Source organism: Maricaulis sp. W15 (assembly GCF_001924955.1).
GTDB lineage: Bacteria > Pseudomonadota > Alphaproteobacteria > Caulobacterales > Maricaulaceae > Maricaulis > Maricaulis maris.
In genome coordinates this window covers 86,980-102,346 of record NZ_LQXG01000016.1, presented here as the reverse complement: position 1 = coordinate 102,346, position 15,367 = coordinate 86,980, and the positions used below count along the sequence as shown (strand labels likewise).

The following is a 15,367-nucleotide window of genomic DNA, read 5'->3' as shown; positions in this document are numbered from 1 at the left end:
GAGACATGACCGATATCACCGTGCCGCAGCTCGGCGAGAGCGTCACCGAAGCCACCGTCGGCAGCTGGATGGTCAAGTCCGGCGATGCCGTTTCCCGGGACGATGTCCTGGTCGAGCTGGAAACCGACAAGGTCGCGGTCGAAGTCCGCGCCGATGCCGACGGGGTCATGGGCGAGATCTTCGCGAGCGAAGGCGACAATGTCGAGATTGGCGCCAAGCTGGCGGTTCTGGAAGCCGACGGCGAGGCTGACGGCGCGGATCAGTCGGCCGCATCCGAAGGGCCGGCCGAAGACGCAAAACCGTCTTCCCAGTCGGACGCGGCAGCCAGCGACGAGCCGGCGACCCAGGACAAGGCGTCATCCGAATCATCCGGCAAAACCGTCGACGCGACTGTTCCGCAAATGGGCGAAAGCGTAACGGAAGGGACGATCGGGTCATGGCTGGTGAAGGCCGGCGACACGGTCGAGATCGACCAGGCCTTGGTCGAGATCGAAACTGACAAGGTCGCCGTTGAGGTGCCGTCGCCGGTCGCTGGTGTCGTGTCCGATCTCCTGGTCGCAGAGGGCGACACGGTTGCTCCGGGAGACGCGGTGGCACGGATCAGCGAAGGGGCATCGGCACCGGCTGCCAAGGCAGAAGAGGCATCCGGCGATAAAAGCAGCAAGACAGTGATGCCGTCCGCCCAGCGCGTGATCGAAGAGAACAAGCTCGATGCCAACGCGATCGAAGGGACTGGCAAGGACGGCCGGATCACCAAGGGTGATGCCCTGAAAGCCGCTGACGCTCCGAAGTCGGCGCCGGCACCGTCCGCGTCCAAACCAGCTGCTGCACCGGTCAAGGCGCCGTCGGCGCCGCGCGAAACCGGCCCGCGCGAAGAGCGTGTCCGTATGACGCGCTTGCGCCAGACGATCGCCAAGCGTCTCAAGGACGCGCAAAATTCCGCAGCCATCCTCACCACATACAATGAGGCCGACATGTCGGCGATCATGTCGGCGCGTAAGGCTCATCAGGACGCCTTTGTCGCCAAGCATGGCGTCAAGCTCGGCTTCATGAGCTTTTTCGTGAAGGCCTGCTGCCATGCGCTCAAGGAGGTCCCGGCCGTCAATGCCGAGATCGACGGCACGGACCTGATCTACAAGAATTATTATGACATGGGTGTCGCCGTTGGCACCGATCGTGGTCTTGTGGTGCCGGTCGTCCGAGATGCTGACCAGATGTCCCTTGCCGAAATCGAGAAAGAAATCATTCGTCTTGGCAAGCGGGCGCGGGACGGAAAGTTGACGATCGAGGAGATGCAGGGCGCAACCTTCACGATCTCGAATGGTGGCGTGTATGGCTCGCTGATGTCGATGCCGATCCTCAATGCGCCGCAATCGGGCATTCTGGGCATGCACAAGATCCAGGAGCGGCCGATGGCCGAGAACGGTCAGGTGGTGATCCGGCCGATGATGTATCTGGCGCTGTCCTACGACCACCGGATCGTCGACGGCAAGGAGGCCGTTACTTTCCTCGTCCGGGTCAAGGAGAATCTGGAAGACCCCCAGCGCATGCTGTTTGATCTCTAGTGTTTGAAATATATTATTAATTACCCGCCCGGTTGATCCGTTCGACCGGGCGGTTTCGTTTGACCGCACGACCTTGACGCCGCAAGATACTGGCTGCTGCCGGTGGGTTTCTTCCGCCGCCGCGGCGCGCTGGAGGGGCGAGTGCCAAGACCGGAAACCGGGCGTTGGGAGATTGTCGCGCTGCGCTGGGGCCTCATTGTGGGTATCAGTTATTGGGCGCTTACCCAGCTTGGTTCCGCCACGCGGGTCCTGATTATCAAGTTTGGTGATGCGGTGTCGGCCGGGATCGATCCGACCTTGGTCATCATTGTGGACAATATGGGCATGTTTGGTGCCGCCCTGACGGTTGCCAATGCCGTCGCCTATTCCGGGGCTGTTGCGCTGCTCGTAATGCGGATGTCGGCGGCGTTGCCGGTCTACGCTGCGGCGTTGGTCTTCGACCTGACCGGCTGGGTCATCTACTCGACTCACTCGCTCTATGATTTCTGGAGCGACTCCTCGAACCAGATCGAAGACTGGGTGGCCAATGGGCTGCTGCTGGTCGGACTCATTGGCTTGATCATCCTGCGGCAGGCGGGAGCGCTTCCCAAACGGCTCGTCATTTCACGCTGATCCGCTGCATTCGCGATCGATTTACCCCTTACGTTTGCCCTTTTGCGGGGGCATATAGGGCCAACGGGCCGCCTTGGCGGCGAGCACAGCGAGGCAGGCATGTCTGACACATATGATATCGTGATCATCGGCGGCGGACCCGGCGGCTATAACTGCGCGATCCGCGCCGGCCAGCTCGGCCTGAAAACGGCGTGCGTCGAGATGCGCGGTACGCTTGGCGGCACCTGCCTCAATGTTGGCTGTATACCGTCCAAGGCGCTGTTGCACGCTTCCGAATTGTTTGAGGCTGCGAGCACGGAATTTGCGGCGCTTGGCATCAAGACCGGGAATGTGGAACTCGACCTGGACGCCATGCTGGGCCAGAAAGACGAGGCGGTGGATGGCCTTACCAAGGGTATCGAATTCCTGTTCAAGAAAAACGGTGTCGACTATGTGAGCGGCCGCGGGCGCATTGCTGGCGCCGGCAAGGTCGAGGTGACGACCGATGACGGCGTCACGACGCTCGAGACCCGGAATATTGTGATCGCGACCGGGTCGGAAGTTACGCCGCTCCCGGGGGTCGAGATCGATGAGAAGCGAGTGGTCTCGTCCACCGGTGCGCTGTCTCTCGACAAGGTTCCGGGAAAGCTGGTTCTGATCGGGGCTGGCGTGATTGGCCTTGAGTTGGGGTCGGTGTGGCGTCGTTTGGGCGCCGAAGTGACGGTGGTCGAGTATCTCGACCGCATCCTGCCGGGCATGGACAGTGAGCTGGCGAAAACCGCCCAGCGCATTTTTGCCAAGCAGGGCATGGACTTCAAGCTCGGCACAAAGGTGACCGGTGTCGATGCGTCCGGGGACACCCTGGCTGTCACACTCGAGCCTGCGGATGGCGGCGACGCCGAAACCGTCAAGGCGGACACTGTTCTGGTCTGTATCGGCCGCCGGCCCTTTACCGAAGGTCTGGGTCTCGAGACCGTGGGAATCGAAACCGACAAACGCGGCTTCATCGCTCACGATCAATACCGCACATCGGCCGAGAATGTCTGGGTCGTCGGCGACTGCACACATGGTCCCATGTTGGCCCACAAGGCTGAGGACGAGGGTGTTGCTTGTGCCGAGCGGATTGCCGGCAAGGCCGGTCACGTCAATTACGGTGTGATACCGGGTGTCGTTTATACAGCGCCCGAGATCGCGACAGTCGGCAAGACCGAGGACGAGTTGAAGGCGGAGGGCCGCAAGTACAAGAAGGGGAAATTCCCCTTCCAGGCCAATTCCCGTGCACGCACCAATCACGCCACGGATGGTTTCGTCAAAATCCTTGCCGATGCCGAGACGGATGAAATACTCGGAGCGCACATGATCGGTGCCAATGTCGGCGAAATGATCAGCGAGCTCTGTCTTGCGATGGAATTCCGGGCGGCTTCCGAAGACATTGCCCGCACGTGTCACCCGCACCCGACGCTGACCGAGGCCGTGCGCCAGGCGGCGATGGGCGTGGAAGGCTGGACCATGCAGTCCTGACCTGCCTGTCACAACCCCGTCGCACTGAATTGCGATCAACGTGGTAAGATGATGTTGTCGCAGGCTGAGTCGTCGGTCGACGTCGTCCGCGGGGTGCGGTCACAGGGATGTGGCTTGCGAATTGCCATAGTGGGTCTGTACACGTGGGGTCATGGGTTACACGCTGATGCCGAAGCCGATTGAAATCGCTTCGCCGCGCTTGCGGCTGGTTGCGCTGAATGCCGAGTTGGCGACCCTGCAGCTTGAGGACCGCATTGGTTTCTTCAGGGCGTTGGGTGTCGAACCAGAGCCGTCCTGGCCGCCTGAACTGATGGACGGGGACACGTTGGAATGGACGCGAGACCGGCTTGTGGCCCGACCTGCGGACAGTGGTTGGTATTCGTGGGTCTATGTCTCGCCTGTCATGAACCGTTTGCTCGGAACCGGCGGCTTCAAGGGCACGCCTGACAAGCAGGGTGCGGTCGAGATCGGCTATTCGATGTTGTTGTCCTATCGCGAACAGGGCCTTGCCACGGAAGGTGTCGTGGCGCTGCTGGACTGGGCTTACACGCATGAGCGAGTGAAGTCGGTCGTGGCGCATACCCGCGATGATCGTGATGCCTCGCATCGCGTGCTGGAAAAGGCAGGCTTCGTTCAAGGAGCGACCCGGCGCGACAGCGACGAAGGGATCGATGTCATTGCCTGGCACCATACGCCCAGCCGCCGCGCGGCTTGAGGTCAATCGTCAGGGTTGGATCAGGTTGCGGAGCTGGTCGAGATAGGCCAGCCAGGCCGCGCGTCCTTCCGTTGTCAGGGCAGCGCGGGTTTGCGGTTTGCGGCCGACGAAACCCTTGCTGATCTGGATGTAGCCGGCCTCTTCAAGCTTGCGCAGGTGCACTGACAAATTGCCGTCAGACGCGTTGGTCCGGGTTTTGATTTCGCCGAACGTCGCGTCCCGCGTTGCCGACAGGAATGCCATGATCGCCAGCCGTAGCTTGCCATGGATGACGTCATCCAGAGAGTTGGCGTCGAAGTCGTCGGGCATTCACCCAGCCTCCGCCGCTGGTTCGCCGCGCAGTAGCACAAGGCCTGGAATGATGGCCAGAACAGCGATAGCGCCGGCTGCAAAGAGGTAGAGGTCTGAAGTGCCGACAAGGGACAGACCGGCACCACTTGCGAGCCACGCGATGATGGCCATGCCCTGCATCCAGCGGGCGCCGCCCAACTGAGCGCTTACGTGGAATGACAGGCCATATCCGGCGAAGGCCACAAGCGGGATTGTATCGAACAACACCATGTGTCCGCGGCCGACGGCCATAGCAATTACGGCGCCGATTGCGTAGGCCGCCACCATCCAGGTCACGCCGCGCCAGGCGGCGGCCTCGCCGCGATTATTGATGGCGCCGGCGCCCGGCTTGCTGCGCAGGCTGCGGCCGAGCAAGCTCGAACCGGCCATGCCAATCAATCCATAGGCCATCCAGACGAAGCCGACATAAGCCACCGGAATTTCGACAAGCCCGGTCAAGATGGTCCAGTGTGCGAGCAATGCTGGTGCCGCCAGACCACCCCACCAGACAAAGAAGCGGCCGCTCAGCGATGGGGCGTGCTGCCCGCTTGCCGCAACATCACGCAGGAACTCCAGATCCGATTGCTCACTCATGCTTATCTCCTGAGTACTTTAAAATTCAAAGTATATTCATTGGAGCGGTGAGGCAAGTGTCTTGGGTTAGCCAAGGCCATCAGAATGGCGCCAGCGGCACGCGTCGTGCCGCGGACTTTCGGCCACGGCGCGGGTCATCCTCGCCGCGCGCGCGGGTGGGTCCCGTCATAGACCGCCATCAGGCGTGCGCTTTCGACGTCCGCATAGATTTGCGTGGTTGAGAGGCTGGCATGACCGAGCAGCTCCTGTATCGCCCTCAGATCACCGCCATTGGCCAGGAGGTGGGTCGCGAACGCGTGCCGCAAAGCATGGGGCGTTGCCGTTTCGGCCAGCCCAAGGCGACCGCGCAATTCCTGCATCAGGGCCTGCACGGCGCGGGCACCGAGCGCACCGCCTCGAGTGCCGCGAAACAAGGGGGCTTCCGGTTCGAATGTGAATGGGCAGAGCCGGACATAGCGCTCGACGGCCTCCGCCACCGCGGGCAGGACGGGCACAATCCGTGTCTTCCCGCCCTTGCCGGAAATCCGCAGGCTTTCGCCGAGCGGGTGGTCCCGGCCGGTGAGAGAGAGGGCTTCCGATATGCGCAGGCCGCATCCGTAAAGCAGGAGAAGGATGGCCGCGTCGCGCGCTGCGACCCAATCCTGCACCCCGCGTGTGCTGGTTTCCGAGACCAGATCGTGTGCGGCCTGTTCGCTGACCGGTTTCGGCGCTGCGCGGCCGAGTTTCGGACTCTCCACCAAGGACAGGGCGGGGTTATCGAGTGACCAGCGTCGCTTCGCGTAAGCGAAAAAGGTACGGATGGCTGACAGCGCCCGTGCCAGCGAGCGAGATGAGAGGCCGTCTCGGCGGCGCGACGCCATATAGGCCCGAAAGTCGCGGGGGGAGAGCGTCGCCAGGTCAGACAAGCTCAGTGGCCCGCCCACATGACCGGCAAGGAACTCGCCAAAGGCATCAAGGTCGCGCCGATAGGCATCGAGTGTCCGTGGCGACAGGCGTCGTTCGCCGGCCAGGTGGCCCAGGAAGGCATTGAGTGCGGCCTGCCAGCTCGTGCTCAGTTCTGGTGAAGCCATTGCACGACCATTCGTTCGACCGCGCGGGCCAGGAAATTCAATAATTCGGTCCCTTGGCCAGCCTGGAAAAGATGCGCATCCCGCGCGGCCAGAGCCATCAGTCCGTCATGGCCACCGAAATCCAGCCGGACGATCGCCTGCGAACTCACGCGTGCTCCCTGCTGTCCATAGAGGGCGTGGGCGTTGGCTGGATTGACCGGGCCGAGCAGTTCAACGTGATCGCCCAGAACATCACCGACGAAGCCTTCGGCGGCGCCCAGGATCGATTCGGCGTCCTTGAGCGGCGCATGGCCTTCGATCAGCACGCGACATGCATCGATGCCGAGCGCGCCGGTCAGGCGGTTGGACATTTTGCTGTCCAGCCCGGCGAGCGAGTCGACCTCTAACAGGGCGAGGACGGCCATATGGATCTGGGACTGGGTCGCCAGATTCGCCCGGGCCGTTTCCACGATGGAGGCGTTGAGCGATTTCAGTTGCCGGACTTCCTCGCGAAGCTTGTCGCGCGCCGCAGCGCCGAGATCGATGGCGCCGTCACTCCGACCGGTTTCAATCACCAGAGAAAACAGCTCGGCGTCCTCGCGGACGAAATCCGGATTGGCGACAAGGAAATCACGGATCCGGTCGGCGTCAGCGGCTGCCGCATCGGTCTGGTTGTCGTGTTCGGACATCTCGATTGTCTCCCTCGCCTTGACAGCCCACTCTTGGCCTATTCGGTTTACGAGATGCAAACCGTCGGGACACAAGGGCACGGTGCTCGCTATACCCGGCGTCAGGCAGACCACACTTACGTTTCCGGGAGGCGTACTGCGTGACACAAGCGACACAGTATCGCGTTTCCATACTCTTCCCGCTGCCGCTGCCGGAGGCGTTCGATTATCTCGTCCCGGCCGACGTGGTCCTTCATCCCGGGGACCACGTATGCGCGCCACTCGGCAAACGAACGGCCCGAGGCGTTGTGTGGAAGGTGACGCCTGGCACGGGTGATCGCAAGCTCAAGGTGATCGATGCACCGGCCGGCGGCCCGCCCCTGCCGGAGGGCACGCGCCGCTTTGTCGACTGGCTGGCGCGTTACCTCGTTCAGTCCCCCGGTATAGTTCTGCGTTCGGTTCTCCGCTCCAGTGACGCGTTGAGACCATCGCCAACCGAGACCGTGTTCAGACGCGGTCCGGGCGAGCCTGGGCGAATGACTGAGGCGCGTGAGCGTGTGCTCGATGCGGTCGACGCCTTGGTGGAAGCCAGTGCTGCCGAGCTCGCTCGTGAGGCCGGCGTGACGGCCTCGGTGGTCAAGGGTTTGGCGAAATCAGGAGCGCTGACGGAGCAAATTCGCCTGGTCGACCCGCCCTTTCCGCCGCCTGATCCGGAGGGTGAGGGGCTGATGCTCACGCCCATGCAGGTCGAAGCGGCTGGCGTGCTTCGGCGCCTGGTCCGCGCAGGCGGCTTTCAGGCCGCTTTGCTGGACGGCGTCACGGGCTCTGGCAAAACTGAAGTCTATTTCGAGGCAATTGCTGAAATCCTGCGCCGGGAGCCGGAGGCGCAGGTGTTGATCATGTTGCCGGAGATCGCCTTGACCGAGGCGGTACTGTCCCGGTTCAGGGCCCGCTTCGGCGCCGAGCCAGCGCTGTGGCATTCGGGGGCCGGACCAAAGGCGCGCCGCAGGACCTGGCGCGAGGTTGCCGAGGGCCGGGCCCGCATTGTTGTCGGCGCGCGGTCGTCGCTGTTTCTGCCTTTTCCGACGCTGCGCATGATCATTGTCGATGAAGAGCATGATCCCACTTACAAACAGGATGAGGGTCTGCCCTACCAGGGACGCGACATCGCCGTGGTTCGCGCCAAGCTGGAAGGCGCGATGGTCGTCCTTGCCTCGGCCACTCCATCGCTGGAAAGCCTGTCAAATGCCCAGGCCGGCCGCTATGTTCATGTACGCCTCGCGGCGCGGCCTGGTACGGCGATTCTGCCCGAGATTGCGGCAATTGACCTGCGGGAAACGCCGGCCGAAACAGGCCGTTGGATGTCGCCACCCCTGATCCAGGCTGTCCGCGATACCCTTGAGCGCGGCGAACAGGTCCTGCTCTACCTCAACCGGCGCGGCTATGCCCCACTGGTCCTGTGCCGAGCGTGCGGGCATCGCATGGTGTCACCGGACACGCAGTCATATCTGGTCGAGCACCGCTATAGTGGCCGCCTCGTTTGCCATGTGACCGGGTTTTCCATGGTGAAGCCGAAGCATTGCCCAAGCTGCAATGCCGAGGACAGTCTCACCTCGATCGGCCCCGGGGTTGAGCGGGTCGCCGAAGAGGCAAAACTCACCTTTCCGGACGCGCGCGTCGAGATCTACTCCTCGGACAGCCGCTCGGGCGCCGAGATTGTCACGCGTATGGAGCAAGGCGAGATCGACATTCTCGTCGGCACCCAGATTGCTGCCAAGGGGCATAACTTCCCCGGTCTGACTCTGGTCGGTGTGATTGACGCCGATCTCGGATTGGCCGGCGGCGATCCGCGAGCGGGAGAGCGGACCTTCCAGACGCTGGTGCAGGTTGCCGGGCGGGCCGGGCGCGCAGAGCGACCGGGCCGGGCGCTCCTGCAAACCCACCAGCCCGAGCACGACGCGATCCAAGCCCTGATCGCCGGTGACCGTGACGCCTTCCTGGATATGGAATTCATGGTCCGGGAATCGCTGGGCCTGCCGCCTTTCGGGCGGCTTGCGGCGATCAGCTTCATGTCGATGAACACGGAGACACTGGACCGGGTTGCCAATGACTATGCCGCCAAGGCGCCGAATTCTGAAGGCGTTGAGATCTGGGGGCCGGCCGAGCCGCCCCGCGCCATGATCCGGGGCTGGCACCGCCGCCGCATCCTGGTGCGGGCCGACAAGGAGATCGACATCTCCGCCTATCTCCGAGCGTGGTCGAAACGGGTCAAGACCCCGCTATCAGTGCGGGTTTCAATCGACGTCGAGCCGTACAGCTTCATTTGAAACGGCGTCGATGGGCGTGCCTCGGAAAAGACGACCTGCAAGACTGGACATTGCATCACGGGTCTCGGCATGCTGCCGGTGTTGCCGAAACCGGATGCCGATCCATGCTCGAACTGCTCGCCTCGCCTGAAATCTGGCTCTCGCTCGCCACGCTGACTTTCCTCGAGATCGTGCTGGGAATCGACAATGTGATTTTCGTGGCTCTGATGGCGTCGCGGCTCCGCGAGGAAGAGAGGGCAAAGGCGCGCGCCCTTGGACTGGGCATGGCGCTGGTCTTCCGGGTGGTCATGCTGTTCGGCCTCGTCTGGATAACCCGGCTGGAAAGTGAATTGTTCGCCGCCTTCGGTCACAGCTATTCTTGGCGCGACCTGATCCTCATCGCGGGCGGCCTATTCCTTTTGGGCAAGGGGACCCTGGAAATTCATCACGCGGTCGAAGGTCCGCATCATGACGGCGCCAATCCTGCCACGGCCGCCTTCGCCTCTGTGGTCGCGCAGATCGTGGTGATCGATGTCGTCTTCTCCCTCGACTCGGTGATCACGGCGGTCGGCATGACGGACCATGTGCCGGTGATGATCGCGGCCGTGGTTATTGCCATGGCGGTCATGTTGCTCGCCGCGACGACTGTTGCCGGCTTCATTGAGCGACACCCGACCACGAAGATGCTGGCCTTGTCCTTTCTGTTGTTGATCGGCGTGGCGTTGGTGGCCGACGGCCTCGGCTTCCACATCCCGCGTGGCTACCTCTACTTCGCAATCGCCTTCTCCCTGTTGGTCGAGGTGCTCAACATCCTGGCCAGGAAGAACAGGAAGCCCCGCTAGGGTTCCAAAATTTGATTTTGCATGGCGCGCGGTGTCGGACGCCCGGTTTTGCAACTGTGTGGGAATCGCTCCGCACGCTGAAACACCCGGTGTGAGTGGCTTGCTGCCCGCTCCCCCCTGTGCTATCGCAGCGCCGAACCTGAGGGGCTAGCGGTTCGACCCGTGTGGCCTTGTTTTTTATGTCGTTGAACATCAAGCGCTTTTGCCGGTCCCGGCAAATTGATGAGTGCTGATCCAGCAAGAGAGTGACGTCACGGTGAAGACCGGTGCAGACGCCATGACAGCCAACGCCGCGGGCCGCTATGCGACCGCGTTGTTCGAGCTGGCGAAATCCGAGGGTGTTGCTGACGCTGTGGAGGCTGATCTGGCCGCCCTGCGCGTCATGCTCGACGAATCCGCAGAGCTGGCCGAGGTGCTTACCTCGCCCCTGCACTCAGCTGAGGTGAAGGTCGGCGTCCTCGCCGCCTTGGCCAAGAAGGCAAAATTCAATGCAATGACAGCGAACGCCTTTGGTGTGACCGCCCGCAATGGTCGTGCCGGCGAGCTCGGCTCGGTCGCGCGTGTCTACGCCGCGTTGGCCGCCGCTGATCGTGGCGTTGTCACGGCGGACGTCCAAACCGCTGCAGCGCTGACGAAGAAACAGACCGAAGCCCTTGCGGCTTCGCTGAAAAGTGCCTTCGGGCGCGAAATCGAGGTTCGTACGGATGTACGGCCTGAATTGATGGGCGGGCTGATCGTGAAGGTCGGCTCCCGCATGTTCGACTCCTCCCTCCGCACCAAGCTGGATGGGATGAAGACCGCGATGAAAGAGGCCTAGGTCCATGGACATCCGTGCCGCAGAAATCTCTGCGATCCTCAAGGATCAAATCAAGAATTACGGCGCCGAAGCGAAAGTTTCGGACGTCGGTAGCGTTCTGTCCGTTGGTGACGGTATCGCTCGCGTCTATGGCCTCGATGAGGTGAAGGCCGGTGAGCTCGTTGAGTTCCCGGGCGGCATCAAGGGCATGGCCCTGAACCTCGAGCGCGACAATGTCGGCTGCGTGATCTTCGGCGATGACCGGGGCATCAAGGAAGGCGATACCGTCAAGCGTCTCGGCTCGATCGTGGACACCTCTGTCGGCAAGGGCCTGCTGGGTCGCGTCGTGGATGGTCTCGGCGAGCCGATCGATGGCAAGGGTCCGCTCAAAGACGTTGCCGAGCGCCGCCGCGTCGACGTCAAGGCGCCGGGCATCATCCCGCGCAAATCCGTGCACGAGCCGATGGCAACCGGCATCAAGGCGATCGACGCTATGATCCCGGTTGGCCGTGGCCAGCGCGAGCTGATCATTGGCGACCGCCAGACCGGTAAGACCGCCATTGCGATCGACACCATCCTGAACCAGAAACAGATCAATGAGGGTGATGACGAGAGCGCCAAGCTCTACTGCATCTACGTCGCCGTCGGCCAAAAGCGGTCCACCGTTGCCCAGATCGTGAAGACGCTCGAGGAAAATGGCGCGCTGGACTACACCATCATCGTCGCCGCGACGGCTTCGGACCCGGCGCCAATGCAGTTTCTGGCGCCGTTCACGGCCTGTGCCATGGCCGAGTATTTCCGTGACAACGGCATGCACGCACTGATCGTCTATGATGATCTGTCCAAGCAGGCTGTTGCCTATCGTCAGATGTCGCTTCTGCTGCGCCGCCCGCCGGGCCGCGAAGCCTATCCGGGTGACGTCTTCTATCTTCATTCCCGCCTGCTCGAGCGTGCCGCGAAGCTGAACGAAGCGAACGGTTCGGGTTCCATGACGGCCCTGCCGATCATTGAAACCCAGGCGAACGACGTGTCGGCCTATATCCCGACCAATGTGATCTCGATCACCGACGGCCAGATCTTCCTGGAAACCGACCTCTTCTACCAGGGCATCCGCCCGGCGGTGAACGTCGGTCTCTCGGTGTCGCGCGTTGGCTCTGCCGCCCAGACCAAGGCGATGAAGCAGGTTGCTGGCAAGATGAAGGGCGAACTGGCCCAGTACCGCGAAATGGCCGCCTTTGCCCAGTTCGGTTCCGACCTCGACGCCGCGACCCAGAAACTGCTGAACCGGGGTCAGCGTTTGACCGAGCTCCTCAAGCAGCCGCAATTCTCGCCGCTGTCGATGGAAGAGCAGGTCTGTGTGATCTATGCCGGTACGCGCGGCTATCTCGACAAGCTGCCGACGGCTGATGTCCAGCGCTACGAGGCAGATCTGCTGCGTCATCTGCACAGCGAGCATGCCGATCTTCTCTCGTCCATCCGGACCGAGAAGAAAGTGTCGGATGAAAGCGAAAGCAAGCTGAAGGCGGCCCTTGCCAAGTTCACGGAACATTTTGCGTGAACCTGACCGAGATCAACCGCTGAGGAGTGCCTGATGGCGAGCCTTAAGGACCTTAAAAACCGGATCGGAAGCGTCAAGTCGACGCAGAAGATCACCAAGGCGATGCAGATGGTCGCCGCAGCGAAACTGCGCCGTGCGCAGGAAGCTGCGGAAGCCGCGCGCCCCTATGCCGAGCGCATGGCGGCTGTGATGGCCAATCTATCGACCGCCATGTCGGGGACGCCGGGCGCTTCGCCGCTTCTGGTCGGCACCGGCAAGTCGGACGCCTATCTGCTGGTCGTCATGACCGCGGATCGTGGCCTTTGCGGCGGCTTCAACACGAATATCGTGAAGAAGGCCCGCGAGCGCGTTCTCGCGCTTCAGGCCGCCGGCAAGGACGTCAAGATCATTTGTGTGGGCAAGAAGGGCGCTGACCAGCTCAAGCGCAATTTCGCCTCACTGATCGTCGACAAGATGGACCTGTCCGGCGAGAAGAAGATCTCTGGCGCGACATCGGCCCGGATCGGCGACAAGATTCGCCACATGTTCGAGAATGGCGAGTTCGATGTTTGCGAACTCGTTTCGGCCGAATTTGTCTCGGTCATTTCCCAGAAGCCGCGTGCCAAAGTCCTCATCCCGGCGATCGACGCCATTGATGAAGGCGTTGAGCGTCCGGATCTGGGCGGTGCCGTCTACGACGCTGAGCCGGATGAGGAAACCATCCTCAACGTGCTGCTGCCGCGTTATGCCGACACGGTCATCCTGTCTGCCCTGCTGGAAAATGTTGCCGGCGAAATGGGCGCCAAGATGGCTGCGATGGACAACGCCACGCGCAATGCCGGCGAACTCATCGACAAACTCAACCTTGTTTACAACCGCACCCGTCAGGCGCAGATCACCACGGAGTTGACTGAAATCATCTCCGGCGCCGAGGCCCTCTAGGCAGAGGAACACCCGCTATGAGCACATCCCAAGGCCGCATCGTCCAGATTACCGGCGCTGTCGTTGACGTTGAATTTGACGGCACCCTGCCGGACATTCTCAACGCGCTTGAAACCACCAATGATGACAAGACGCTGACGCTTGAGGTCGCCCAGCACCTCGGCGAGAACACCGTCCGCGCCATCGCCATGGACGCGACCGAAGGTCTGCAGCGCGGCACCGCCGTGACGGACACAGGTGGCCCGATCATGGTTCCGGTCGGCCCGGGCACGCTCGGCCGTATCATGAGCGTCACCGGTCAGCCGATTGATGAGGCGGGTGATGTCCCGCACACGATGAAAGCCCCGATTCACCGCCCGGCTCCGTCCTTTGACGAGCAGGCCACGGAAGCGGAAATTCTGCCGACCGGTATCAAGGTTGTCGACCTGCTCTGCCCCTACGCCAAGGGCGGCAAGATCGGCCTGTTCGGCGGTGCTGGCGTTGGCAAGACGGTTCTCATCCAGGAATTGATCAACAACATCGCCAAGCTGTTCGGCGGTTACTCGGTCTTCGCCGGTGTCGGCGAGCGGACCCGTGAAGGTAACGACCTGTATTGGGAAATGATCGAGTCGGGCGTGAACAAGGACCCCAAGGAGCATGATGGCTCGACGGAAGGTTCGCGTTGCGCCCTGGTCTTCGGCCAGATGAATGAGCCTCCGGGCGCCCGTGCCCGCGTCGCCCTGTCCGGTCTCGCCCAAGCTGAATATTTCCGCGATGAAGAGGGCAAGGACGTTCTCTTCTTCGTCGACAATATCTTCCGCTTCACCCAGGCCGGTTCGGAACTCTCCGCGCTGCTGGGCCGCATCCCGTCTGCCGTGGGCTATCAGCCGACCCTGGCCACCGACATGGGTGCGCTGCAGGAACGCATCACCTCGACCAACAAGGGTTCGATCACCTCTGTGCAGGCCGTTTACGTGCCGGCCGATGACATGACCGACCCGGCCCCCGCCACGACCTTTGCCCACCTTGATGCGACCACGGTTCTCAACCGGGCGATCTCGGAAAAGGGCATTTACCCGGCTGTTGACCCGCTCGACTCCACCTCGCGTATCCTCGAGCCGCGCATCGTCGGTGACGAGCACTATGGTACGGCCCGTCGCGTCCAGGAAATCCTCCAGCGCTACAAGGCCCTGCAGGACATCATCGCGATCCTGGGCATGGACGAGCTGTCGGAAGAAGACAAGCTGACAGTGGCTCGCGCCCGCAAGGTCGAGCGCTTCCTGTCGCAGCCGTTCGACGTCGCCGAAATCTTCACCGGCTTCCCGGGCATCCAGGTGCCGGTTGCTGACACCGTGAAGGGCTTCAAGGCGATCTGTGACGGTGAGTATGACCACCTTCCGGAAGCGGCGTTCTACATGGTTGGTACCATTGAAGACGCTGTGAAGAAGGCCGAGAAACTGGCTGCGGAAGCTGCGTAACGCAGCTTCCGGCCTAGCCCGGAGGTAGCCTGATGGCTGACAAACTCCATTTTGATCTCGTCTCTCCGGAGCGCCGCCTGTTCGCCGGCAATGTCGACCAGGTTGTGGTGCCGGGTGAAGAGGGTGATTTCGGTGTGCTGCCGAACCACGCCCCCTTCATGTCGGTAATCCGTCCCGGCGCGATCACCGTGATTGATGGCGGCGTGGAGACACGCACCTTCATTCATGGCGGTTTTGCGGAAGTAACGCCGGCCGGTTTGACCATCCTGGCTGAAGAAGCGATTGCCGTCGCCGATATCGACACGGCCAAGCTGGCTCAGGATCTGTCCGACGCCCGTGAAGACGTGTCGGTGGCCAAGGACGAAGAGGCACGCGAACAGGCTGCCGCGCTGGTCGCCAAATTCGAAGCCATGCAAGCGGTTGTCGCTCACTGAAGCAGAGCTTCGACAGCACA

The 15,367-nt window shown here is 62.3% G+C and carries 15 protein-coding genes; 11 read left to right on the top strand and 4 right to left on the bottom strand.

Annotation, left to right across the window (positions count from 1 at the left end; genetic code table 11):
- Positions 1-5: 5 nt before the first annotated feature.
- From odhB to AWH62_RS08445, 4 genes are all read left to right on the top strand, one after another.
- Positions 6-1,565, top strand: a complete 1,560-nt coding sequence (gene odhB / locus AWH62_RS08460; RefSeq protein ID WP_075190042.1) for a 2-oxoglutarate dehydrogenase complex dihydrolipoyllysine-residue succinyltransferase — start codon at positions 6-8, stop codon at positions 1,563-1,565.
- 141 nt (positions 1,566-1,706) lie between these two features.
- A complete protein-coding gene (locus tag AWH62_RS08455; protein ID WP_147422672.1) occupies positions 1,707-2,177 on the top strand; it encodes a hypothetical protein in 471 nt (156 codons plus the stop codon).
- 99 nt (positions 2,178-2,276) lie between these two features.
- Entirely contained in the window at positions 2,277-3,677 is a 1,401-nt protein-coding gene (gene lpdA, locus AWH62_RS08450; protein WP_075190040.1) for a dihydrolipoyl dehydrogenase, read from the top strand.
- Positions 3,678-3,843: 166 nt separating this feature from the next.
- The gene (locus AWH62_RS08445) at positions 3,844-4,392 is read left to right on the top strand and encodes a GNAT family N-acetyltransferase (protein WP_158025589.1); all 549 of its coding nucleotides are present in this window, start codon (positions 3,844-3,846) and stop codon (positions 4,390-4,392) included.
- Between the two features lie 9 nt (positions 4,393-4,401).
- Here AWH62_RS08445 and AWH62_RS08440 read toward each other — a convergent pair whose 3' ends face one another.
- From AWH62_RS08440 to AWH62_RS08425, 4 genes are all read right to left on the bottom strand, one after another.
- On the bottom strand, positions 4,402-4,701 hold the full coding sequence (locus tag AWH62_RS08440) for a transcriptional regulator (RefSeq protein WP_075190038.1): 300 nt from the start codon (positions 4,699-4,701) through the stop codon (positions 4,402-4,404).
- Positions 4,702-5,316, bottom strand: coding sequence for a hypothetical protein (locus tag AWH62_RS08435; RefSeq protein WP_075190037.1), 615 nt, complete (start codon positions 5,314-5,316; stop codon positions 4,702-4,704).
- A gap of 134 nt (positions 5,317-5,450) precedes the next feature.
- Complete coding sequence (locus tag AWH62_RS08430; RefSeq protein ID WP_075190036.1) at positions 5,451-6,386, bottom strand: tyrosine recombinase XerC; 936 nt, start codon at positions 6,384-6,386, stop codon at positions 5,451-5,453.
- The gene (locus tag AWH62_RS08425) at positions 6,368-7,054 is read right to left on the bottom strand and encodes a DUF484 family protein (protein WP_075190035.1); all 687 of its coding nucleotides are present in this window, start codon (positions 7,052-7,054) and stop codon (positions 6,368-6,370) included. Before AWH62_RS08425 ends, AWH62_RS08430 begins: the two co-directional genes overlap by 19 nt.
- Before the next feature lie 140 nt (positions 7,055-7,194).
- Between AWH62_RS08425 and AWH62_RS08420 the strand changes: the two genes are divergently transcribed.
- The 7 genes from AWH62_RS08420 to AWH62_RS08390 all read left to right on the top strand — a co-directional run bounded on the left by AWH62_RS08420 (position 7,195) and on the right by AWH62_RS08390 (position 15,347).
- Positions 7,195-9,360, top strand: coding sequence for a primosomal protein N' (locus AWH62_RS08420; protein WP_075190034.1), 2,166 nt, complete (start codon positions 7,195-7,197; stop codon positions 9,358-9,360).
- A gap of 104 nt (positions 9,361-9,464) precedes the next feature.
- Positions 9,465-10,181, top strand: a complete 717-nt coding sequence (locus AWH62_RS08415) for a TerC family protein (protein WP_075190033.1) — start codon at positions 9,465-9,467, stop codon at positions 10,179-10,181.
- A gap of 277 nt (positions 10,182-10,458) precedes the next feature.
- The gene (locus tag AWH62_RS08410; protein WP_075190290.1) at positions 10,459-10,998 is read left to right on the top strand and encodes a F0F1 ATP synthase subunit delta; all 540 of its coding nucleotides are present in this window, start codon (positions 10,459-10,461) and stop codon (positions 10,996-10,998) included.
- A 4-nt stretch (positions 10,999-11,002) separates the two neighbouring features.
- A complete protein-coding gene (gene atpA, locus AWH62_RS08405) occupies positions 11,003-12,535 on the top strand; it encodes a F0F1 ATP synthase subunit alpha (RefSeq protein ID WP_075190032.1) in 1,533 nt (510 codons plus the stop codon).
- A gap of 33 nt (positions 12,536-12,568) precedes the next feature.
- Positions 12,569-13,456 (top strand): F0F1 ATP synthase subunit gamma, encoded by an 888-nt coding sequence (locus AWH62_RS08400; RefSeq protein WP_075190031.1) that lies wholly within the window; start codon positions 12,569-12,571, stop codon positions 13,454-13,456.
- A 17-nt stretch (positions 13,457-13,473) separates the two neighbouring features.
- On the top strand, positions 13,474-14,913 hold the full coding sequence (gene atpD / locus AWH62_RS08395) for a F0F1 ATP synthase subunit beta (RefSeq protein WP_075190030.1): 1,440 nt from the start codon (positions 13,474-13,476) through the stop codon (positions 14,911-14,913).
- A 32-nt stretch (positions 14,914-14,945) separates the two neighbouring features.
- Entirely contained in the window at positions 14,946-15,347 is a 402-nt protein-coding gene (locus tag AWH62_RS08390) for a F0F1 ATP synthase subunit epsilon (protein WP_075190029.1), read from the top strand.
- The last annotated feature ends 20 nt before the right edge of the window (positions 15,348-15,367 follow it).

What these genes read in the sequence shown, in the direction of transcription:
- odhB (WP_075190042.1), top strand. Translation starts at nt 6, where the DNA reads ATGACCGATATCACCGTGCCGCAGCTCGGCGAGAGCGTCACCGAAGCC.
- lpdA (WP_075190040.1), top strand. Translation starts at nt 2,277, where the DNA reads ATGTCTGACACATATGATATCGTGATCATCGGCGGCGGACCCGGCGGC.
- AWH62_RS08445 (WP_158025589.1), top strand. Translation starts at nt 3,844, where the DNA reads ATGCCGAAGCCGATTGAAATCGCTTCGCCGCGCTTGCGGCTGGTTGCG.
- AWH62_RS08440 (WP_075190038.1), bottom strand. Translation starts at nt 4,701, where the DNA reads ATGCCCGACGACTTCGACGCCAACTCTCTGGATGACGTCATCCATGGC.
- AWH62_RS08435 (WP_075190037.1), bottom strand. Translation starts at nt 5,316, where the DNA reads ATGAGTGAGCAATCGGATCTGGAGTTCCTGCGTGATGTTGCGGCAAGC.
- AWH62_RS08430 (WP_075190036.1), bottom strand. Translation starts at nt 6,386, where the DNA reads ATGGCTTCACCAGAACTGAGCACGAGCTGGCAGGCCGCACTCAATGCC.
- AWH62_RS08425 (WP_075190035.1), bottom strand. Translation starts at nt 7,054, where the DNA reads ATGTCCGAACACGACAACCAGACCGATGCGGCAGCCGCTGACGCCGAC.
- AWH62_RS08415 (WP_075190033.1), top strand. Translation starts at nt 9,465, where the DNA reads ATGCTCGAACTGCTCGCCTCGCCTGAAATCTGGCTCTCGCTCGCCACG.
- AWH62_RS08410 (WP_075190290.1), top strand. Translation starts at nt 10,459, where the DNA reads ATGACAGCCAACGCCGCGGGCCGCTATGCGACCGCGTTGTTCGAGCTG.
- atpA (WP_075190032.1), top strand. Translation starts at nt 11,003, where the DNA reads ATGGACATCCGTGCCGCAGAAATCTCTGCGATCCTCAAGGATCAAATC.
- AWH62_RS08400 (WP_075190031.1), top strand. Translation starts at nt 12,569, where the DNA reads ATGGCGAGCCTTAAGGACCTTAAAAACCGGATCGGAAGCGTCAAGTCG.
- atpD (WP_075190030.1), top strand. Translation starts at nt 13,474, where the DNA reads ATGAGCACATCCCAAGGCCGCATCGTCCAGATTACCGGCGCTGTCGTT.
- AWH62_RS08390 (WP_075190029.1), top strand. Translation starts at nt 14,946, where the DNA reads ATGGCTGACAAACTCCATTTTGATCTCGTCTCTCCGGAGCGCCGCCTG.